Genomic DNA, 20,009 nt, shown 5'->3' on the forward strand with positions numbered 1-20,009 from the left:
GGTGCTCCTCACGGCGGGCGCGCTCGGGCGCGGGTCTACTTCTGCTTCTTCTTCTTGGGCGCGGGCTTCGGCGTCGCGGGAGACGACGAGCCCTTCGCGCCGTTGTCCGTCACAGGGCCGTCCTCAACCACGGGCGCGTCCTCCACCGGTGCGTCCTCAGAGCGCGTCGACGACGACGCCGCGGGCCGCGCCGGAGCGGCACCCTTCTGCCGATCCTTGCGCTTCGGCTGCTGACGCTGGCCGCGCGGCTGCTCGATCACGGGCGTCGCATCCTCGACGATGCCCTTCGCGGCACGCTTGCGGGCCTGACGCTCCTTGAGCAGGCGCTCGGCCTCGGAGCCCGGCGCAGGCATGCGCCGGATCGTGTAGAACTGCTGCCCCATCGACCAGAGGTTCGTCGTCGTCCAGTAGACGAGGACGCCGACCGGGAAGTTGACGCCCGAGACCGCGAAGATGAACGGGAAGACGTAGAGCATCATCTTCTGCGTCGACGCCATCGGGCCCTCGAGGGCGGCCTTCGGCATGTTCTTCATGGTGAGCTGGCGCTGCGTGAAGAACGTGGTGGCGCACATCGCGACGATGAGCACGGCGATGACGATCTTGGTCTGCAGGTCGTCGGTCCGCAGGAAGACGTCGGAGAGCTGGGCCCCGAACACGGACGAGCTCTCGATGTCGGACGCGACCGACGCGTCGATCGGGCCGATCGGCTTGGCGGAACCGTCGGAGATCGGCACGAGCCCGTTCAGCACGCGGAAGAGCGCAAAGAAGATCGGCGACTGCAGCAGGATCGGCATGCACGACGCGAACGGGTTCGTCCCGTGCTTCCGGTAGAGCTCCATCGTCTCGCGGCTCATCGCCTCACGGGACGCCGGGTCCGTCTTCCCCTTGTACTTCTTCTGGATCGCCTGCATCTCGGGCTGCAGCATCTGCATGCCGCGCGACGCCTTGATCTGCTTGAAGAACAGCGGGATCAGCAGGATGCGGATGATGATGACGAGCCCGACGATCGACAGGACCCACGCGGGGCCCGGGCCGTCGGAGAACCCGAGGAACACCAGACCCTGGTGACACAGGTACATGATCCACGCCACGACCCACTCGATCGGGGCGAGGAACGCGAAGAAGTCCATCAGTGACTGCTCCCTCAACTTCGGACAAAGCTTGTGAATCGCCCGCTACGGGGCTCGGGACTAGTGCGTGTGTCGTGCCGGCGGAACGTCGTCGACCCCACCGAGGCTCCAGGGGTTGCAGCGCAGCAGCCGCCAGAGGGCGAGGCCCGTTCCGCGCAGGGCGCCGTGACGACGCACCGCCGTGAGGGCGTACTGGGAGCAGGACGGGTAGTACTTGCACGTGGGACCCGTCATCGGCGAGATCACCGACTGGTAGGCCCGGATCATGCCGATGAGGGTGAGCGCCGGGACGCGACGCAGCACGGCGACGACGCGACGCACGATGCCGGGAGCTCCGCCGGCGTCCTCGGGGGACTCCACGCCGGGAGCGTCGACCGGGTGCGTGGTCGTCATCGATCCACGCCCGAGCGTTCGTGGAGTCGCCGGACCGCGTTCTGGAGGCCGCGGTCGAGGTCGGCGCTCAGGGCGTCGAAGGACGACGACGCCGAGGCGGGAAGCGCTCGGACGACAGCACGTCCGTGCGCGGGCAGCACGTCGAGGCGTGCCGCGGCCGCGGCACGCAGACGACGCTTCACGAGGTTGCGGTGCACCGCGTTCCCCACTGCCTTGGAGACGACGAAGCCGACCTGTGGCTGCGCATCCCCCTCGAGATCCTCCGAGAGGTGCACGACCACGGTCGACCTACCCGCACGCACGCCGCGGCGCACCGCCCGCTCGAAATCGACGGAACGGCGCAGTCGGTGCGCCGCGGGGAGCACGTGGGATCAGGCAGAGAGCTCGGTGCGGCCCTTGCGACGGCGGGCAGCCAGGATGGCGCGGCCGGCACGGGTCCGCATGCGCAGCCGGAAGCCGTGGGTCTTCGCCCGGCGCCGGTTGTTCGGCTGGAAGGTCCGCTTGCTCACGAGGTACTCCAAGAACGTCGGGGAGGTACACCGTCTATGTCCTCGACGATGCAGTGACAGGTCCCGGTTGGAGCCTGTCGGTGGTTCAGGTGGTGCATCGTGCGGTCTCCCGCACGCACGCCGTCCAGGCACGCAGATCGAGTGGGCCATTGCTGGGGGCACCGGATCCGTGCAGTCAGCTCACGACGCGAGGCCTCGTGTCGAGTCTCCTCCACGCGGGCGCGCCAAGAACACCTGGAACGGCTGTCTGACGTTACGCTGCGCGACCCCACCGGGTCAAACCAGGAGACGTGAGATACCTCGCGGCGCGGGGTGCCGCACCGTCGCGGTCGCCACGGCATCCTCCGGGCGCTGAGAGCAGGCTCACCCTACAACCCACAGCCTGTGGACAACTATGTGGACGAGGGGTTCCCATGGCACGATCGACCTCAGCATCACCACACCCGTGACCTTCCTTCGTCGGCGCACCCCGCCCGGCCCGTCAGCGCGCGCTCGACGGTCGGCTCCGCGCGCCGACGCACACCCTCGACCTGTGAGGAACTGCCCGTGGCCAACCCGGACGAGAACATCGCCGACGTCTGGGTGCAGACCCTGAGCATCCTCGAGGCGAGCCCGGACATCACGCCACGGCAGATCGCCTTCATCCGCCTCGCCAAGCCTCTCGCGATCCTGGACGACACGGTCTTCATCGCGGTGCCGCACGAGCAGACCCGCACCTATCTCGAGACCCGCGTGCGCGACGAGCTCGTGACGGCGATGTCGTCGTGCCTCGGCCGCGACGTCCGCTTCGGGATCACGGTGGACCCGGAGCTCAGCTCGGACCCGGTCGTCGCTCCCGCGTCCCGCCCCGCCGTCGAGCGGCCGTACATCGAGCCGGACGACGGCCTGCCCGACCTCCCGCCCCCTCCCCCGCCCCGACCGCAGGCCGAGCCGAGCAGGCTCAACCCCAAGTACGTCTTCGAGACGTTCGTCATCGGGTCGTCGAACCGGTTCGCGCACGCCGCGGCCGTCGCGGTGGCGGAGGCACCCGCCAAGGCCTACAACCCGCTGTTCATCTACGGAGACTCGGGTCTCGGCAAGACGCACCTGCTGCACGCGATCGGCCACTACGCGCACAACCTGTACCCCAACGTCCGCGTGCGCTACGTGAACTCGGAGGAGTTCACCAACGACTTCATCAACTCCATCGGCGAGGGCAAGGCCGGCGCGTTCCAGCGCCGCTACCGGGACGTCGACGTGCTGCTCATCGACGACATCCAGTTCCTCCAGGGCAAGGAACAGACGATGGAGGAGTTCTTCCACACCTTCAACGCCCTGCACAACGCCAACAAGCAGGTCGTCATCACGTCCGACCTCCCGCCCAAGCAGCTCAACGGGTTCGAGGACCGGCTCCGTTCCCGGTTCGAGTGGGGTCTCATCACCGACGTCCAGCCGCCGGACCTCGAGACCCGCATCGCGATCCTGCGGAAGAAGGCGTCGAGCGAGCGGCTCGCCGCCCCGGACGACGTGCTCTCCTACATCGGGTCTCGCATCTCGACGAACATCCGCGAGCTCGAGGGCGCGCTGATCCGCGTGACCGCCTTCGCGAACCTGAACCGGCAGCAGGTGGACCTCCCGCTCGCCGAGATCGTCCTCAAGGACCTCATCACCGACGAGGACAGCGCCGAGATCACCCCTGCCGCGATCATCGCGCAGACGGCCGCGTACTTCGGCCTGACGATCGACGACCTCTGCGGGAGCTCGCGCTCGCGCGTCCTGGTCACGGCACGGCAGATCGCCATGTACCTGTGCCGCGAGCTGACCGACCTGTCCCTGCCGAAGATCGGGCAGCAGTTCGGCGGCCGCGACCACACGACGGTCATGCACGCGAACCGCAAGATCACCGAGCAGATGGCCGAGCGACGGTCGACCTACAACCAGGTCACGGAGCTGACGAGCAGGATCAAGCAGCAGCACCGAGGCTGAGACGCGATGCCGGGCCCGGCCGCGCATCCCGTGGTCCGGGCCGTGGTCCACCGCGCTCCGGGACGCCCGCTCGTCGCCGTCCCGAGCGACCCCCACAGATCCACAGAGATGCCCACCGGGGTGCATCATCCTGTGGATACAGCCCTCCCGAACGACACCACGAGGCCCGCGACGCCCTTCGCACGCCTTCGTACACAGCGTGTGGGTCGAGTTGTCCACAGTCATCCACAGGCCACCTGTGCGTTGTGACATCCGCGTGATCTGGCGATCTTCGGTCGACCACACGGCGCAGCGGCGCCCCACGATCGGCGCAGTATCGTGCGTTTTCCCCGGTACTGCTGTGGAAACGGCACGTCGTGCACAGACTGTGGACGGCACCCGGACCACTCCGCTGTGCACGCTTCTGTGGATAACTGTGGACGACAGGCCCTACGGTGTGGACGACGAGGCGCCGATCGGTGGACGGCGTGTGGGGACAGATCGTCCACCCACAGGCCGTGCGACTTTCCCACAGCGGGGCCACGGGTTCGTCCACACGCATTTCTGCCGCTTGACCTGCGACGACACCCGTTTTCCACGCATTCCACAACCCCTATGACGACGACGAAGGTTTGATCTAGGGGGAAATTCCACACGCCTTCATCAGGCTCCGGCGGCCGACCCGCGCCTCCGCCCGACCACCGACCCGACCACGATGCCGCACCCACCACCAGACGGCCGTCGACGAGCGTCGGGACGCACGGCGCGACGCCACGACGCGATCAGCGCACGGGACCATCCACAGGCCCGTCGTTCCAGTTCCTCCCGACCGGCTCCTCGCGTAGGGTTCATGCACGACACGTGTGCGCGGACCTGCGACCCGAGCTCCTCGCGTCCACCGCCCACGGGCCTTCCCGCGAGCGGCCAGGACGCGCCCGGCCCGACGACGGTCCGGGCGCCGAGGCGGGGCCGGACGGCACATGTGAAGATCGAGTCCGATCAGGACGTTGGGACGAGAGGGTGTGGGATGAAGTTCCGGGTTGAGCGTGATGTCCTGGCCGACGCGGTGACCTGGACGGCGCGGACCCTGCCGACCCGCCCACCGGCCCCGGTGCTCGCCGGCGTGCGGCTCGAGGCGGACGCGTCCGGGACGATCGGCCTGTCGAGCTTCGACTACGAGGTCTCGGCCCGCTCGGAGATCCCCGCCGAGGTGAGCGAGCCCGGCACGGTGCTCGTGTCGGGCCGTCTGCTCGCCGAGATCTCCCGCGCGCTCCCCGCGAAGCCGGTCGACGTCGTCCTCGAGGGCAACAAGGTCACGGTGACGTGCGGCGCGAGCCGCTTCACGCTCCTCACCATGCCTGTGGACGAGTACCCGGCGCTGCCCGCCATGCCCGAGCTCTCCGGCACCGTCTCCGGCGACGAGCTGACGAACGCCGTCGCGCAGGTCACGGTGGCGGCGAGCCGCGACGACACGCTCCCCCTGCTCACCGGCGTACGGGTGGAGATCGAGGGCGAGAAGATCACGCTCCTCGCCACGGACCGCTACCGCCTGGCGCTCCGCGAGCTCACGTGGACCCCGGTCACCCCCAGCTACTCGGCGGTCGCCCTCGTCCGTGCCCGCACGCTCAACGACGTGGCGAAGTCTCTCGGCAGCTCGGGTCTCGTGAACGTCGGCCTGAACACGGGCGCCGGGGTCGACCTCATCGGCTTCGAGGCCGGAGGCCGCCACACCACGTCGCAGCTCGTCGACGGGGACTACCCGGCGGTCCGCCGGCTGTTCCCCGACGAGACCCCGATCCACGCGGTCGTCCCGACGGCCCCGCTCATCGACGCGGCCAAGCGCGTGTCGCTCGTCGCCGAGCGCAACACGCCGATCCGGCTGTCGTTCACGGACGGGCAGGTCGTGCTCGACGCGGGCCAGGGAGACGACGCGCAGGCGTCCGAGGCGCTGGAGGCGGTGCTCGTGGGCGAGGACATCTCGGTGGCGTTCAACCCGCAGTTCCTCCTCGACGGTCTCGGAGCCCTCGGCACGGACTTCGTGCGCCTGAGCTTCACACACCCGAACAAGCCCGTGGAGTTCACCGGGCAGGACTCGCTCGACGGCGAGGACTCGTCGCACTACCGCTACCTGCTCGTGCCGATCCGCTTCGCGGGCTGACCCGCGAGGACCGCTCTCGCACCACCGCCCCGACCGCATCACCGCACCCCGGAGGACTCGCATGGTCACGCGCATCGGACTCGTCGGCCTCGGCAAGATGGGCAACAACATGCGGGCGCGCATCCGCGCCGCCGGCATCGAGGTGGTGGGTTACGACCCGCGGCCCGAGGTGTCGGACGTCGCGACCCTCGCCGAGCTCGTCGCGGCCCTGCCCGACGACGGCCCGCGGATCGTGTGGGTCATGGTCCCGGCGGGCGAGCCGACCCGGAGCGTCGTGACCGAGCTGGGCGGCCTGCTCGGCGCGGGCGACTTCGTCATCGAGGGCGGCAACTCGTACTACGCCGAGGACCAGGCGCGTGCCGCCGAGCTGAGCGAGAAGGGCGTCGGCTACCTCGACGTCGGCGTCTCCGGCGGGGTCTGGGGGCTCGAGAACGGCTACGGCCTCATGGTGGGCGGCGACCGCACGCACGTCGAGGCCGCCATGCCGGTGTTCGACGCCCTGCGCCCGGAGGGGCCGCGCGAGGAGGGCTTCGTCCACGCGGGCGAGGTCGGCGCCGGGCACTTCGCGAAGATGGTCCACAACGGCATCGAGTACGGCCTCATGCAGGCCTACGCGGAGGGCTACGAGCTCCTCGCCGCGAAGAGCGGGCTGGTCAAGGACGTGCACGGCACGATGAAGGCGTGGACGCGCGGGACGGTCGTGCGGTCCTGGCTCCTCGACCTCTTCGTGAAGGCGCTCGAGGAGGACCCGCAGCTCGCCGCGATCGACGACTGGGTCGACGACTCGGGCGAGGGCCGCTGGACGGTCGACGAGGCCATCGACAACGCCGTTCCGCTGCCCGTGATCTCGGCGGCGCTGTTCGCGCGCTTCGCCTCGCGCCAGGAGCAGTCCCCTGCCCTCAAGGCCGTCGCCGCGCTGCGCCAGCAGTTCGGCGGGCACGCCGTGAAGGCCGCCGACCCGGCCTGACCGGTCGGCCGTCCCCGGCACGTCCTCGCGATGTACGTCTCCCACCTGTCCCTCGTCGACTTCCGCTCCTACGAGTCCGTCGACGTGGAGCTCGCCCCGGGCGTGAACGCCCTCGTCGGGCAGAACGGTCAGGGCAAGACGAACCTCGTCGAGGCGATCGGGTACGTGGCGACGCTCGCGAGCCATCGGGTCGCCGGGGACGCGGCGCTCGTGCGCGCGGGGGCCACGCGCGCCGTCGTCCGGACGCGGGTCGTCCGGGGCGACCGGGCGAGCACCGTCGAGCTGGAGATCGCCTCCGGCCGGGCGAACCGGGCGCGGATCAACCGGTCGCCCGCGAAGCGGCCGCGCGACGTCCTCGGCATCGTGCGGACCGTCCTCTTCGCGCCCGAGGACCTCGCGCTCGTCAAGGGCGACCCGGACGGTCGTCGCCGGTTCCTCGACCAGCTCGCCGTGCTCCTGGTCCCGCGGGTCGCCGCGCTCCTCGCGGACTACGAGCGCGTGCTGCGCCAGCGCGGGGCGCTCCTCAAGTCCGCGACCGCGCTCCGGGGGCGCGGCCGCGGGGCGCGCCGTCCCGCGGCCGCGGAGCCACCGCCCGACGACGACGCGCCCGAGGGCGCGCCCTCCCCCCTCGCGACGCTCGAGGTCTGGGACGCGCGGCTCGCGAGCCTCGGTGCCGAGATCACGGCGCTGCGCCTCCAGCTCGTCGCGGCCCTGACGCCGTACGTCGCGGAGGCGTACGAGCAGGTCAGCGCCGGGCAGGGCGAGGCGCGGATCGCCTACCGGTCCTCGGTCGACGAGGCGCTCGACCCGGACGGGGCCGTCAGCGGCACGCCCGCCCCGGGCGAGCCGGACCGGGACGGCGACGGACCGCCGTCGGGGCTCCCCGACGCACCGACGCTCGAGAAGCGCATGCTGGATGCCATGCGGGCGGTGCGGGCGAAGGAGATCGAGCGCGGGGTGAACCTCGTGGGACCTCACCGGGACGACGTCGTCCTCACCCTCGGCGGGCTTCCCGCGAAGGGCTACGCGAGCCACGGCGAGTCCTGGTCGTTCGCCCTCGCGCTGCGTCTCGCGTCGTACCGGCTCCTCCGGGACGGGGCACCGGCGGGACTGGACTCCCTCCTGTGGGCGGACCAGTGGGGTCCCGACGGCGAGCCTGTCCTCGTGCTCGACGACGTGTTCGCCGAGCTCGACGTCCGGCGCCGCGAACGGCTGGCCGAGCTCGTCGCGGACGCGGGCCAGGTCATCATCACGGCGGCGGTGCCCGACGACGTGCCCGCCCTCCTGGACGGGGCGCGGTTCGTCGTGCAGGACGGGACGGTGAGCCGTGCCGAACCGTGACGCGACGCCGGGCGCCGAGCCGTCGGACGCCGTGGAGGACCGGGACGGCGTGGAGCCTCGCGCCACGGGGCTGCCCGTGGGGGACGTCGTGGAGCTGACCCCGCCGGCGGAGGTGGCGCGGCAGGCGCTCAACCGGGCGAAGGCGGCGGCCCGGGCCAAGGGCCTGCGGCCCGGCCAGGAGCCGCGGCGTCGGATCCTGGCCGACCCGTCGACGTCGGGCGCTCGACCGGGTGGTCGCGACCCGCAGCTCCTGGGCGACGTCGTCGCGCGCCTGCTGCGCGAGCGCGACTGGGTCGCCGACGTGTCGGTGGGCGGCGTCGTCGGGCGGTGGCGCGAGGTGGTCGGGGACCAGGTCGCGGACCACTGCGAGCCCGAGACCTTCGAGGACAAGGTGCTCGTCGTCCGGGCGGACTCGACGGCCTGGGCGACGCAGGTGCGCCTGCTCGCACCACAGCTCCTCGAGCGGCTCGCGCACGAGGTCGGTGAGGGCGTCGTGGAGACGGTCACGGTCCTCGGGCCCGCGGGCCCGAGCTTCCGGCGGGGGAAGAAGTCCGTCCGCGGGCCGGGCCCGCGCGACACCTGGGGCTGAGTGCCCGACGGCGCGTCCTCACACCGTCCTGCGGGCCGCGTCCGGGCGTGGGTCGCCGGAGACGACGAGGCCCGCCGTGACCGGGGGCACGGCGGGCCTCGCGGGGGGGACCGGGTCAGGTCACCGCGTCGGCGTCAGGACTGCACGCGGCGACGCAGCCAGAACACCAGGGCACCGCCGCCGACGAGCAGGGCGGCGAACGCCGCGGCACCGGCGACGGTCGCGCCCGTCGTGGCGAGCGCGGGGCCGGCCGGCTCGGCGGGGCCGGCGACGTTCTCGACCGCCACCGGGGCGACCGGCGGGTTGGCGCAGGCGCTCGTCGTCGGCGGGTAGGAGACGACCTTCGAGTAGGACGGGTTCACCTCGAAGAGGACCTCCACGCCGTCACGTGTCCACGCGTAGTTGCCCTCGGTCTCGGTGTACGACCCGTCATCGTTGCGCACGAAACCGGGCCACTGCCGGGGCTCCTCGGCGGAGGCGCCCGGCCACAGGATCGTGCCGCTCAGCGGCTGGTCCGTCATGACGTAGCTCTCGCCGCCGCTGGGGTGCAGGAACGTGATCGTGAGCGGGTTCTCGTCGTCGACGGTGACCCCGGCGGGCAGCGCGACCTCGTAGCCGAGGTACGGGACGTCGCCCTGGCAGACCGCCTCGATCGTGCCCGGCACGAGGGCGCACGCCTCGTCGCCGGGCTGCAGCTTCTCGAGCGGGAAGACTGCGGAGCGCCCGTCCGGTGCCACGACGTAGCCGAGCTGCGCGGTATCCGGGGAGAAGGTGAGGTTGTCGTCCGTCAGCTCGGCGAGCACGCCGTCAGCGGTCGGGCTGTAGACGATCTCTGCGGAGTCGGACGGCAGGTTGTCCTCCGTGAGCTCGGCCTCGCACGTGGTGAGCGCGTCCGGGACCGTCGGGGTCGCGGTCTTCCCCGGCGTGGGGCCGGGCGTGGGGCGGTCGTCGCACGATCCGGCGGGGAGCAGGTCCACGAGCTCCGCGTGGTCCCATTCGATGAGCGTGCCCTCGGGGAACGGGTTGAGGTGCTTCCCGTCCTTCGAGTACTGGACCTCGCGAGGCACGTCCTCCAGGCCACCCGGAAGGTCGACCAGGTCCTGCTGCACGCCCCAGGCGGTGCAGAGCTCGTCGAGCTCCACCTGGGGAACGGCCTGCAGCACGGTCTCCAGCGTGAGGGGCTGGACGAGCCAGCCGGCCTTGTCCCTGGGGTTCGCCGGCCGATCGATCTCGGCGCTCGTGACGATCCGCTGCAGCCCGGAGTTCTCCCAGGCCGCGGGCTGGTCCGCGCGGAGCTTGGGGTACACGTACACCGCGACCTGGACGGAGTCGTCGTCGGGGACGTCGCAGGCCTCGGTCGTGCCGGACTTCGTGACGTCGTACTGGGTCCCGTCCTTGCCGTCCGGCGCGTCGACGGCCACGCTCCACGTGTGGCTCGTCGTCCCGTCGAGCGGGTACGACTTCTCGAACCGGCCGGTGAACTGCGCCTTCTCGAGGATCTTGCCGTCGACCGTGACGGTGACGTCGTTGCTCTTGGCGGGGTACTGCGTGAGCTTGACGGAGAGCGTGGAGCACGACGCCGAGATCTGCGGCGTGTGGGCGGAGGCGGGGGCAGCGGTGGCCACGAGCAGGCCACCGAGCGCGAGCGCTGTCGCCGCAGCGCTCGCGAGGAGTCTCTTCACGAGGTGAGGGTCCCTTCGGAGTGAGGCCGCCCGCACGCGGATCACTCCTGCGCGGACGACGCGCGAATCATGATGGTGTGTGGTATTAGACCACTTTCAGCGCGAAATGCCGATTCCCGACTTGTCCCGAAGGGAGCGTTCCCACACCCCGGCCGTAAGAGCGTTCCGCCAGGGCTCCGGCGGCCGTGCGGGGGCATCGCTCCCCCCGGTGGACAAAGGCTGTGGACAACTGTGTGGAGGAATCTCGACGGCGACGCGCGGATCACGTCGGGAATGCCGGTTCAGCCGCCCCCAGGAGGGCCACAATCCGCGGAATTCGGCTCGTGGCGGGTAGACTGGGGAGGTCATTCCGGGTCTGTTCACCACCCGTGCGCGCAGCCCTTCCGAGGAGGTGCGGCCGGCCGTCCACGGCCGGTCGTCCCCCGTGGCGGAGGAGCCGACGTCGACCGTGGTACGGGCCCGGAACCCTTGAGCAGCGGCGACCGCTTCCGCACGAACGCGGGCGCAGCGTGCACGACGACGAGGAGCAGTCCTGCCCGTGGCAGACCACACCGACACCGCCATCTCCGACCCGACGGCGTCCGCGGAGGCGGCACCCTCGGCGGACGGCGGCTACGACGCGAGCAACATCACCGTCCTCGAGGGCCTCGAGGCGGTCCGCAAGCGTCCGGGCATGTACATCGGCTCGACCGGCGAGCGGGGCCTCCACCACCTTGTGTACGAGATTGTGGATAACTCTGTGGACGAGGCCCTCGCCGGGCACGCGGACACGATCGACGTGACGCTCCTGGCCGACGGCGGCGTCCGCGTCGTCGACAACGGCCGCGGCATCCCCGTCGCGATCCACCCGACCGAGGGCAAGCCGACGCTCGAGGTCGTCATGACGATCCTCCACGCGGGCGGCAAGTTCGGTGGCGGCGGGTACGCCGTCTCCGGCGGTCTGCACGGCGTCGGCATGTCCGTCGTCAACGCGCTCTCGACGCGCATGGTGTCCGAGGTCCGTCGCGACGGGTACTCGTGGCGCCAGGAGTTCACCGAGGGCGGCAACCCGGTGACGCCCGTCGAGCGGCTCGAGCCGTCGGACGAGACGGGCACCACGCAGACGTTCTGGGCCGACCCGGAGATCTTCGAGACGACCGAGTACGACTTCGAGACCCTGCGGGCCCGCTTCCAGCAGATGGCCTTCCTCAACAAGGGCCTGCGCATCACGCTGACGGACGAGCGTCCCGCCCACCTCGACACGGGTGACGAGGTCACCGGCGGCGACGGCGCGGCCGACGCGGACGGCGTCTCCGAGGCGGACGACGCGACCCCGGGCGCGTCCACGCCTGCTCGCACCGTCTCGTACAAGTACGACGGCGGCCTCGTGGACTACGTCACCCACCTCAACGCGGCGAAGAAGGTCGAGCTCGTCCACCCCGACGTCATCGACTTCGAGTCGGAGGACACCGAGAAGCGCATCTCCGTGGAGATCGCGATGCAGTGGACCAGCTCGTACTCCGAGTCCGTCCACACGTACGCGAACACGATCTCCACGACGGAGGGCGGCACGCACGAGGAGGGCTTCCGCGCGGCGATGACCTCGCTGGTCAACCGGTACGCGCGCGACAAGGGCATCCTCAAGGAGAAGGACGACAACCTCACGGGCGACGACATCCGCGAAGGCCTGACCGCCGTCGTCTCCGTCAAGCTCGGCGAGCCCCAGTTCGAGGGCCAGACCAAGACGAAGCTCGGCAACACCGAGGCGAAGACGTTCGTCCAGCGCGTCGTCCACGAGCAGCTCACGGACTGGTTCGACTCGCACCCGAACGAGGGGCGCGACGTCATCCGCAAGGCGATCCAGGCGTCGCAGGCGCGGCTCGCCGCCCGCAAGGCGCGCGAGGCGACCCGGCGCAAGGGCCTGCTGGAGTCGGGCGGCATGCCCGGCAAGCTGCGCGACTGCCAGTCGAACCGCGCCGAGGAGTGCGAGATCTTCATCGTCGAGGGCGACTCCGCCGGTGGTTCCGCCGTCCGCGGTCGCAACCCGCGGACGCAGGCGATCCTCCCGATCCGCGGCAAGATCCTCAACGTCGAGCGCGCGCGCCTCGACCGGGCCCTGTCCAACCAGGAGGTCCAGTCGATCATCACCGCGTTCGGCACGGGCATCGGCGAGGACTTCGACCTCACCAAGCTCCGCTACCACAAGATCGTGCTCATGGCCGACGCCGACGTCGACGGCCAGCACATCGCGACGCTCCTGCTCACGCTGCTCTTCCGGTACATGCGCCCCCTCATCGAGAACGGGCACGTGTACCTCGCACAGCCGCCGCTGTACCGGCTCAAGTGGTCGAACGCCCCGCACGACTACGTCTACTCGGACAAGGAGCGCGACGCGTTCCTCGCGTCCGGGCAGGCCGCGGGCAAGCGGATCCCCAAGGAGAACGGGATCCAGCGCTACAAGGGTCTGGGCGAGATGGACTACTCGGAGCTGTGGGACACGACCATGGACCCGGAGCACCGCACGCTCAACCAGGTCACCCTGGACGACGCCGCGGCCGCGGACGAGATCTTCTCCGTCCTCATGGGCGAGGACGTCGAGTCCCGCCGCAGCTTCATCCAGCGCAACGCGAAGGACGTGCGGTTCCTTGACATCTGAGCAGCCGGTGCCCGCGCCCCGCGGGCGACCGGCCCTCGGACGCGCCCCGGCGTCGTCCGCGGCAGACACAGAGCCAGCCACCGAGCGCAGCGAGCACGCAGAGACGAACGAGCGAGGTAGACCGTGACCGACGAGCAGAACCCCGAGACCGAGCCCACCGCCCCCGGCGACGGGGACGAGGCGGTCGTGCACGCGGACGGCACGGCGGTCGCGGTGCACCACGGGCGCATCGAGCAGGTCGACCTCCAGCTCGAGATGCAGCGGTCGTACCTCGACTACGCGATGAGCGTCATCGTCGGGCGCGCGCTGCCCGACGTCCGGGACGGCCTCAAGCCGGTGCACCGCCGCGTGCTGTACGCGATGTACGACGGCGGCTACCGCCCGGACCGGTCGTACTCGAAGTGCTCGCGCGTCGTCGGCGACGTCATGGGCAAGTTCCACCCGCACGGCGACAGCGCGATCTACGACGCGCTCGTGCGCCTGGTGCAGGACTGGTCGCTGCGCTACCCACTGGTCGCGGGCCAGGGGAACTTCGGCTCGCCCGGCAACGACCCGGCGGCCGCCCCGCGGTACACCGAGTGCCGCATGGCCCCGATCGCCATGGAGATGGTCCGGGACATCGACAAGGACACCGTCGACTTCCAGGACAACTACGACGGCCGCACCCAGGAGCCGGCGGTCCTGCCGTCGCGGTTCCCGAACCTGCTGGTCAACGGCTCGGCGGGCATCGCGGTCGGCATGGCGACGAACATCCCGCCGCACAACCTGCGCGAGGTCGCCGAGGGCGTCCAGTGGCACCTGGACCACCCCGAGGCGAGCCGCGAGGAGCTCCTCGCGGCGCTCCTGCTGCGCATCAAGGGTCCGGACTTCCCGACCGGCGCGACGATCCTCGGCCACAAGGGCATCGAGGAGGCGTACCGGACCGGCCGCGGGTCGATCACGATGCGAGCGGTGGTCAACGTCGAGGAGATCCAGGGCCGCGTGTGCCTGGTCGTCACCGAGCTCCCCTACCAGGTGAACCCGGACAACCTCGCCGCGAAGATCGCCGACCTCGTCAAGGACGGCCGCGTCCAGGGCATCGCCGACATCCGCGACGAGACGTCGGGCCGCACGGGCCAGCGCCTCGTGATCGTGCTCAAGCGCGACGCGGTGGCGAAGGTCGTGCTCAACAACCTGTACAAGCACACGCAGCTCCAGGACACGTTCGGCGCGAACATGCTCGCGCTCGTCGACGGCGTCCCGCGCACCCTGAGCCTCGACGCGTTCGTCCGGCACTGGACGACGCACCAGCTCGACGTCGTCGTGCGGCGCACCCGGTACCTGCTCGCCGAGGCCGAGCGCAGCATCCACATCCTGCGCGGCTACCTCAAGGCGCTGGACCTGCTCGACGAGGTCATCGCGCTCATCCGCCGCTCCCCCGACGCCGACGAGGCCCGCGCGGGCCTCATGGGGCTGCTGGGCGTGGACGAGATCCAGGCGACGGCGATCCTCAACCTCCAGCTCCGCCGTCTGGCGGCGCTCGAGCGGCAGCGCATCATCGACGACCACGACGAGCTCGAGCGCAAGATCCTCGACTACGAGGACATCCTCGCCAAGCCGGAGCGCCAGCGGTCGATCGTCGGCGACGAGCTGGGCGAGATCGTCGCCAAGTACGGGGACGAGCGTCGGACGACGATCCTCCCGTTCGACGGCGAGGTCTCGATCGAGGACCTCATCGCCGAGGAGGAGATGGTCGTCACGATCACCCGCGGCGGCTACGTGAAGCGCACGCGCAGCGACAGCTACCGCGCGCAGAAGCGCGGCGGCAAGGGCGTGCGCGGCGCGCAGCTGCGCGAGGACGACATCGTCGACCACTTCTTCGTGACGACGACGCACCACTGGCTGCTGTTCTTCACGAACCTGGGGCGGGTCTACCGCGCCAAGGCGTACGAGCTGCCCGAGGGCGGCCGCGACGCCAAGGGCCAGCACGTGGCGAACCTCCTCGCGTTCCAGCCCGGCGAGAAGATCGCCCAGGTCCTCGACCTGCGCGACTACGGCGCCGCGGAGTACCTGGTGCTCGCCACGCGGCGCGGTCTGGTCAAGAAGACGCGGCTGTCGGAGTACGACTCGCCCCGCTCGGGCGGGCTCATCGCGATCAACCTCCGCGAGGACGAGTCGGGCACGCCCGACGAGCTCGTCGCGGCGCTCCTCGTGGACGCCGACGACGACCTCATCCTCGTCTCGCGCAAGGGCCAGTCGATCCGGTTCCCGGCGGGCGACGACACGATGCGACCGCTGGGCCGCGCGACGTCGGGCGTGACGGGCATGAAGTTCCGCGAGGGCGACGAGCTCCTCTCGGCCGACGTCGTCGAGGAGGGTTCCGACCTCTTCGTCGTGACCGAGGGCGGGTTCGCGAAGCGCACGCGGATCGACGAGTACCGGGTCCAGGGCCGTGGCGGTCTGGGCATCAAGGTCGCGAACCTGGTGGAGGCTCGTGGAGATCTCGTGGGGGCTCTGGTGACAGAGGCCGACGACGAGGTGCTGGTGATCATGGAACGCGGGAAGATCGTGCGGTCCGCGGTCGACGAGGTGAACCTCACGGGCCGCAACACGCAGGGGGTGACGTTCGCGAAGCCCGACAAGGGCGACCGCATCATCGCGGTCGCGCGGAACGTCGAGCGTCGCCTCGGAGAGGATCGGGATACCGTGGAGGGCGAGGACGGGACCGGCACGGCCCCGGGCGGCACCGACACGAGCAGCGCACCGACCACCGACCCGACCGCCTCGTCCGACGAGGCGAGCGGGACCGAGCCGGCCCCCGGAACCACCGAGGAAACCAGATGAGCAGCGAGAACAACGCACCGCCGACGATCACGCCCCGGCTGACCGTGCCGCGTCCCGACACGGACCCGGCCTCGCGCGCCGGGGGTGCGCCCGCGCCGAGCAAGCACGGGGAGTCGAACGGCGCGTCGAACGGTGCGGCGTCGGGCGCCGTCCCGCCGCCTCCCCCGCCCCCGCCGCCGGGCCAGTCTGCGGGCCGGGCCCCGAGCCAGGCCGCCCCGGAGCGCGGGGTCGACGACGACGGCATGGAGCGCGCGTCCGGCGAGAGTCGCGTCGCGGTCGCCCGCGCCGGCGCCGTGAAGGCTGCCGCCGCGGCCATCGCCGCGGCGAAGAGCGCGGCCAAGAAGGTCTCGGCGGCGGTCCCGGCCGCTCCCGCGGAGACCGACCCCCAGCCCGGCCACGACGAGATCGACGACGAGACGGTGAGGCGCGTGCCCACGACCAGCGCGGCAGCGCCGAGCGCCCCAGCGGCGTCCACGAACACCCCGGCGCCGGCGGCGATGCACTACTCCGCCGCGGGCGTCTCCGGATCGGCGACCCCCCTCACCGGTGCGACGCCCACGGTGCGGCACGACGGCGGCCCGCGCCGCGTCCGGCTCGCGGTCTCGCGCATCGACCCCTGGTCCGCGATGAAGCTCGGCTTCCTGCTCGCCGTCGCGATCGGCATCATGACGGTCGTCGCGACGGCCGTGGTCTGGTACGTCCTCGACGGGATGATGGTCTTCGCGAAGATCGAGGACCTGTTCACGCAGATCGTCGGGACCGAGACGGACGTGGACATCCAGCAGTACGTCGCGTTCGGGCGTGTGATCTCCATCGCCACGCTGCTCGGCGTGGTGAACGTGGTGATCATCACCGCGCTCTCGACGATCATGGCGTTCCTGTACAACATCGTCGCCGCGCTGGTGGGCGGCGTGCACCTCACGCTCACCGACGACTGACCGAGGACGGCTCCCGGACCGGGGGCCACGGGCCCTCGGTTTGGGTCTGCGGCTCCCGGTGGGGTAACCTCAATCGCTGCCTGCGAGCGGAGCGGCCCCCCGGGGCTGTCCGGCGAGGCGCGTACGGGCCTATAGCTCAGACGGTTAGAGCGCTTCCCTGATAAGGAAGAGGTCAGAGGTTCAAGTCCTCTTAGGCCCACTGCCGAACCCACTCGAGGGGGAACGTCATGAAGAAGCTTCTCGTCCTGCTCCTCGCCGCCGGCGCCGGATATCTCCTGTGGCGCAAGTACACGGAGGACAACGCCGAGCGTGACCTCTGGGCAGAGGTCACCGACACCTTCGAGTGAGCACGTCTCACTCCTGACCGGCCCCTGGCCGCGTCACCTGGGGCCATGGCGCAATTGGTAGCGCACCTGCTTTGCAAGCAGGGGGTTGGGGGTTCGAGTCCCCCTGGCTCCACTCCGTCGACCAGCATCGAGAACTTCGATGCTGGTCGTCTTCGTCTGACACCTCTCTTCGCGAGTGCGCGGCTCCGGCGCGTGCGGCGTGCTCCTCGATGGCGTCGTGGCAAGCTCTCGACGTGGAGAAGCTCGGCCGGCGGCGCGCATGGTTGCTCATGGCCGCGGGAGAGAACCGCGGCCACGGTGGTCATTCGGGCTACGACGATCAGTACGACGCGTACTACTCCTGGGACAGCAACGTGCCCAACCACAAGAACCTTCGGGTGGGCGACCCGATCGCCCTGTGGGACAAGGTGCGCCTCCTCGGCATCTCGGTCATCGAGCAGATCGACACCTCACCGGGCCAGAAGGTGCTCAACAGGTGCCCGGAGTGCGGGACGACGCGAATCTCCCTCCGCAAGAGGGCTACGCCGCGCTATCGGTGCATGAAGTGCGGTGCAGCGTTCGAGGCTGCGAGAGCCGACGTCGCCGAGGTCGAGCTCTACACGGCCCGGTACGACGCTGCGTGGACCTCGCTCGAGGGAGTCCTGGACGAGCACGAGGTCCGCGCGGTCCAGACGAATGCCGTGGACATCAACGCGATGCGTCCGTTGGACTGGGACGCGTTCCGCGACGCGCTCGCCCGCAAGGACGCCGACCGTGCCCTGAGCCGCGTGCAGGGCCGACTCCCGGATGCCGTGTGGAGCGACGGCGCGGGTGTGACGCTGGAGCTCTCGGGTGGGTTTCGCCGTTCGCTCGTGCGCGTCAGACGCGGGCAACGTCAGTTCCGGGCGCATCTCCTGTCGAGCCAGGGAAGCACCTGCGCGTTCACCGGCGGTGCGCCGGAACGAGTCCTCGACGCGGGACACCTCTACAGCTATGCGCGGCTCGGCGAGCACCACGCGCACGGTGGGCTCATGCTTCGCCGTGATATCCACAGGCTGTTCGACGACGGGATGCTCGCCGTCGATCCCACCACCCTGAGGATCGACGTCGACAGCGAGCTCGCGGCGTTCCCGCAGTACGCGTGCCTCGATGGCAGGCCGTTGCAGCTCGACCTCCGAGAACAGCAGGTCGACTGGCTCGGCAAGCACTGGGGCGAGCATCGTGCGACGGCCTCGAGGGCGCCGTAGGACACGCCACTCGGTGACCGGGAGCCCCATCGTCCCGAGACGACGCCGGGCCCACCTTGCGGTGGGCCCGGCGTCGTGCGTGCGTGTCCAGCGTGCCGCTCTGGCGGGGTCAGACGTCGTCGGCCTTCTTGGCCGCGTCCTCCGCGGCGTCCTCGGCCGCCTCGCGGGCCTTCTTGGCGGCGTCGCCCAGGTCGTCCTTCGCGTCCGCGGCGGCGTCCTTGGCGGACGAGGCCGCGCTGCGGGTCGTGCTGCGGGCGCGGCTGGTGGCCTTCTTGGCCGCGTCCTTGGCGTCCGAGACGGCGTCGCTGACGCGGTCGCTGACGTCGTCGCGCACCTCGGCGGCGCGCTCGGCGAGCTTGTCAGTTGCCTCGCGGCCCTTCGCGACGGCGACGCCCGCGGCCTCGCCCAGCGACTCGGCGGCGTCCCCGACGGCGTGCCGGGCGTCGCCGACCACGTCGTCGAAGTGGACCTGCTGCTCCTCCTGCTCCCACGGCTCGGCCCAGGGGTCGGTCGTGGGCTGTGCGCGCCGGTAGAGGACGTAGCCGACGCCCGCGGCCGTGACGCCGCCAGCGATCCACCAGAGGGTGCGGCCCTTGCCCTTCGACGCGTCGGCCTCGGCGGCCTTCGCCGCGGCCTTGTCGGCTGCGGCAGCGAGCTTCGCCGCGGCCTTCTCGGCTGCCTTGTCGGCATGCTTCGCGGCCTTCTTGCCCGCCTTGCCCGCGGTCTTCTGCGCCTGCTTCGCCGCCTCCGCGGCGGCCTTCTGCGCCTCCTTGGCGAGCTTGCGGGCCTTCTTGCCGGTCGCCGCTGCCGTGGCCGCGGACGCGGCGGCGGTCGCCTCGGCCGCGTTGTCGGCCGCGCGCTGGGCGGAGTCGGCGGCGCTGGCGGCGGCGGCGTTGAAGCTGGCGACGATCTTGGGCAGCACCTCGTCGACGAGCTTGTCGTGCGCGGTGTCGATGGCGGGCGCGGCCTTGCCCGCCGCCTTCTCGACGCGCGGTGCGGCGGCCTGGATGCTGTCCTGCCACGCCTTCTCGACGCGCGGCTGGAGCCACTCGAGGAACGCCTCCACCTTGGGCGTCCCCCACTCCTTGGCCTGCACCGCGGCGTCCTTGGCCTGGTCGGCGAGCTGGCTCGCCGCGCTCTGCGCGGTCGCGGCGGCCTGCGCGGCCTGGTCCTTGAGCTTCTCGGTGTCGATCGACTCGAGCGTGTCCTTGACGGAGTCGCTCGCTGAGCGAGAACGGGTCATGCGTGCTCCCCGGGGTCGTCGTCCGACGGGACGAAAGTGCGGATGCGATGGGCGTTTCCGACCACTCTGCCACCACCGTGCCCG

General features: G+C 70.9%; 16 protein-coding genes and 2 tRNA genes. 12 read left to right on the forward strand and 6 right to left on the reverse strand.

The genetic code is table 11. The features are described 5' to 3' along the window. Window positions 1-35 precede the first annotated feature (35 nt). The 4 genes from yidC to rpmH are packed head-to-tail and all read right to left on the reverse strand — an operon-like array spanning window position 36 to window position 2,032. On the reverse strand, window positions 36-1,130 hold the full coding sequence (gene yidC / locus NHH00_RS09360; RefSeq protein ID WP_253051587.1) for a membrane protein insertase YidC: 1,095 nt from the start codon (window positions 1,128-1,130) through the stop codon (window positions 36-38). 60 nt (window positions 1,131-1,190) lie between these two features. Continuing rightward, window positions 1,191-1,523, reverse strand: coding sequence for a membrane protein insertion efficiency factor YidD (yidD, locus tag NHH00_RS09365; protein ID WP_253051588.1), 333 nt, complete (start codon window positions 1,521-1,523; stop codon window positions 1,191-1,193). Next, window positions 1,520-1,888, reverse strand: coding sequence for a ribonuclease P protein component (rnpA, locus tag NHH00_RS09370; RefSeq protein WP_253051589.1), 369 nt, complete (start codon window positions 1,886-1,888; stop codon window positions 1,520-1,522). Before rnpA ends, yidD begins: the two co-directional genes overlap by 4 nt. Before the next feature lie 6 nt (window positions 1,889-1,894). Continuing rightward, on the reverse strand, window positions 1,895-2,032 hold the full coding sequence (gene rpmH / locus NHH00_RS09375; RefSeq protein WP_034225701.1) for a 50S ribosomal protein L34: 138 nt from the start codon (window positions 2,030-2,032) through the stop codon (window positions 1,895-1,897). A gap of 546 nt (window positions 2,033-2,578) precedes the next feature. On the opposite strand from rpmH, the gene dnaA reads away from it, so the two are divergent. From dnaA to NHH00_RS09400, 5 genes are all read left to right on the forward strand, one after another. Continuing rightward, window positions 2,579-3,997, forward strand: coding sequence for a chromosomal replication initiator protein DnaA (dnaA, locus tag NHH00_RS09380; RefSeq protein WP_253051590.1), 1,419 nt, complete (start codon window positions 2,579-2,581; stop codon window positions 3,995-3,997). 1,006 nt (window positions 3,998-5,003) lie between these two features. Next, window positions 5,004-6,134 carry a DNA polymerase III subunit beta gene (dnaN, locus tag NHH00_RS09385; RefSeq protein ID WP_141389782.1) on the forward strand — a complete coding sequence of 377 codons (1,131 nt, stop codon included), beginning with the start codon at window positions 5,004-5,006 and terminating at the stop codon, window positions 6,132-6,134. A gap of 61 nt (window positions 6,135-6,195) precedes the next feature. Beyond that, entirely contained in the window at window positions 6,196-7,101 is a 906-nt protein-coding gene (gene gnd, locus NHH00_RS09390; RefSeq protein ID WP_253051591.1) for a phosphogluconate dehydrogenase (NAD(+)-dependent, decarboxylating), read from the forward strand. 30 nt (window positions 7,102-7,131) lie between these two features. Further along, window positions 7,132-8,442, forward strand: coding sequence for a DNA replication/repair protein RecF (gene recF, locus NHH00_RS09395; protein WP_253051592.1), 1,311 nt, complete (start codon window positions 7,132-7,134; stop codon window positions 8,440-8,442). Between the two features lie 88 nt (window positions 8,443-8,530). Next, the gene (locus NHH00_RS09400) at window positions 8,531-9,031 is read left to right on the forward strand and encodes a DUF721 domain-containing protein (RefSeq protein WP_374614886.1); all 501 of its coding nucleotides are present in this window, start codon (window positions 8,531-8,533) and stop codon (window positions 9,029-9,031) included. A 134-nt stretch (window positions 9,032-9,165) separates the two neighbouring features. Here NHH00_RS09400 and NHH00_RS09405 read toward each other — a convergent pair whose 3' ends face one another. Continuing rightward, the gene (locus NHH00_RS09405) at window positions 9,166-10,713 is read right to left on the reverse strand and encodes a hypothetical protein (protein ID WP_253051594.1); all 1,548 of its coding nucleotides are present in this window, start codon (window positions 10,711-10,713) and stop codon (window positions 9,166-9,168) included. Between the two features lie 562 nt (window positions 10,714-11,275). Between NHH00_RS09405 and gyrB the strand changes: the two genes are divergently transcribed. The 7 genes from gyrB (at window position 11,276) to NHH00_RS09440 (ending at window position 18,682) form a co-directional block, all read left to right on the forward strand. After that, the gene (gene gyrB / locus NHH00_RS09410; RefSeq protein WP_253052478.1) at window positions 11,276-13,348 is read left to right on the forward strand and encodes a DNA topoisomerase (ATP-hydrolyzing) subunit B; all 2,073 of its coding nucleotides are present in this window, start codon (window positions 11,276-11,278) and stop codon (window positions 13,346-13,348) included. Window positions 13,349-13,534: 186 nt separating this feature from the next. Continuing rightward, a complete protein-coding gene (gyrA, locus tag NHH00_RS09415) occupies window positions 13,535-16,171 on the forward strand; it encodes a DNA gyrase subunit A (protein WP_253052480.1) in 2,637 nt (878 codons plus the stop codon). Continuing rightward, window positions 16,168-17,109: a DUF3566 domain-containing protein gene (locus tag NHH00_RS09420; protein WP_253051595.1), complete on the forward strand. Its 942-nt coding sequence runs from the start codon at window positions 16,168-16,170 to the stop codon at window positions 17,107-17,109. Before gyrA ends, NHH00_RS09420 begins: the two co-directional genes overlap by 4 nt. Before the next feature lie 125 nt (window positions 17,110-17,234). Further along, window positions 17,235-17,308: transfer RNA gene (locus tag NHH00_RS09425), tRNA-Ile, on the forward strand. Window positions 17,309-17,336: 28 nt separating this feature from the next. Further along, window positions 17,337-17,456, forward strand: a complete 120-nt coding sequence (locus NHH00_RS09430; protein ID WP_208863433.1) for a DLW-39 family protein — start codon at window positions 17,337-17,339, stop codon at window positions 17,454-17,456. 39 nt (window positions 17,457-17,495) lie between these two features. Further along, window positions 17,496-17,568: transfer RNA gene (locus tag NHH00_RS09435), tRNA-Ala, on the forward strand. A 121-nt stretch (window positions 17,569-17,689) separates the two neighbouring features. Continuing rightward, the gene (locus NHH00_RS09440) at window positions 17,690-18,682 is read left to right on the forward strand and encodes an HNH endonuclease signature motif containing protein (RefSeq protein WP_253051596.1); all 993 of its coding nucleotides are present in this window, start codon (window positions 17,690-17,692) and stop codon (window positions 18,680-18,682) included. Window positions 18,683-18,791: 109 nt separating this feature from the next. On the opposite strand, the gene NHH00_RS09445 is transcribed toward NHH00_RS09440, so the two are convergent. After that, window positions 18,792-19,925 (reverse strand): hypothetical protein, encoded by a 1,134-nt coding sequence (locus NHH00_RS09445; protein ID WP_253051597.1) that lies wholly within the window; start codon window positions 19,923-19,925, stop codon window positions 18,792-18,794. Between the last annotated feature and the right edge of the window lie 84 nt (window positions 19,926-20,009).

The organism is Cellulosimicrobium cellulans, from assembly GCF_024124905.1.
Taxonomy (GTDB): domain Bacteria; phylum Actinomycetota; class Actinomycetes; order Actinomycetales; family Cellulomonadaceae; genus Cellulosimicrobium; species Cellulosimicrobium cellulans_G.

What these genes read in the sequence shown, in the direction of transcription:
- NHH00_RS09445 (WP_253051597.1), bottom strand. Translation starts at nt 19,925, where the DNA reads ATGACCCGTTCTCGCTCAGCGAGCGACTCCGTCAAGGACACGCTCGAG.
- recF (WP_253051592.1), top strand. Translation starts at nt 7,132, where the DNA reads ATGTACGTCTCCCACCTGTCCCTCGTCGACTTCCGCTCCTACGAGTCC.
- NHH00_RS09420 (WP_253051595.1), top strand. Translation starts at nt 16,168, where the DNA reads ATGAGCAGCGAGAACAACGCACCGCCGACGATCACGCCCCGGCTGACC.
- dnaN (WP_141389782.1), top strand. Translation starts at nt 5,004, where the DNA reads ATGAAGTTCCGGGTTGAGCGTGATGTCCTGGCCGACGCGGTGACCTGG.
- yidD (WP_253051588.1), bottom strand. Translation starts at nt 1,523, where the DNA reads ATGACGACCACGCACCCGGTCGACGCTCCCGGCGTGGAGTCCCCCGAG.
- yidC (WP_253051587.1), bottom strand. Translation starts at nt 1,130, where the DNA reads ATGGACTTCTTCGCGTTCCTCGCCCCGATCGAGTGGGTCGTGGCGTGG.
- gnd (WP_253051591.1), top strand. Translation starts at nt 6,196, where the DNA reads ATGGTCACGCGCATCGGACTCGTCGGCCTCGGCAAGATGGGCAACAAC.
- NHH00_RS09430 (WP_208863433.1), top strand. Translation starts at nt 17,337, where the DNA reads ATGAAGAAGCTTCTCGTCCTGCTCCTCGCCGCCGGCGCCGGATATCTC.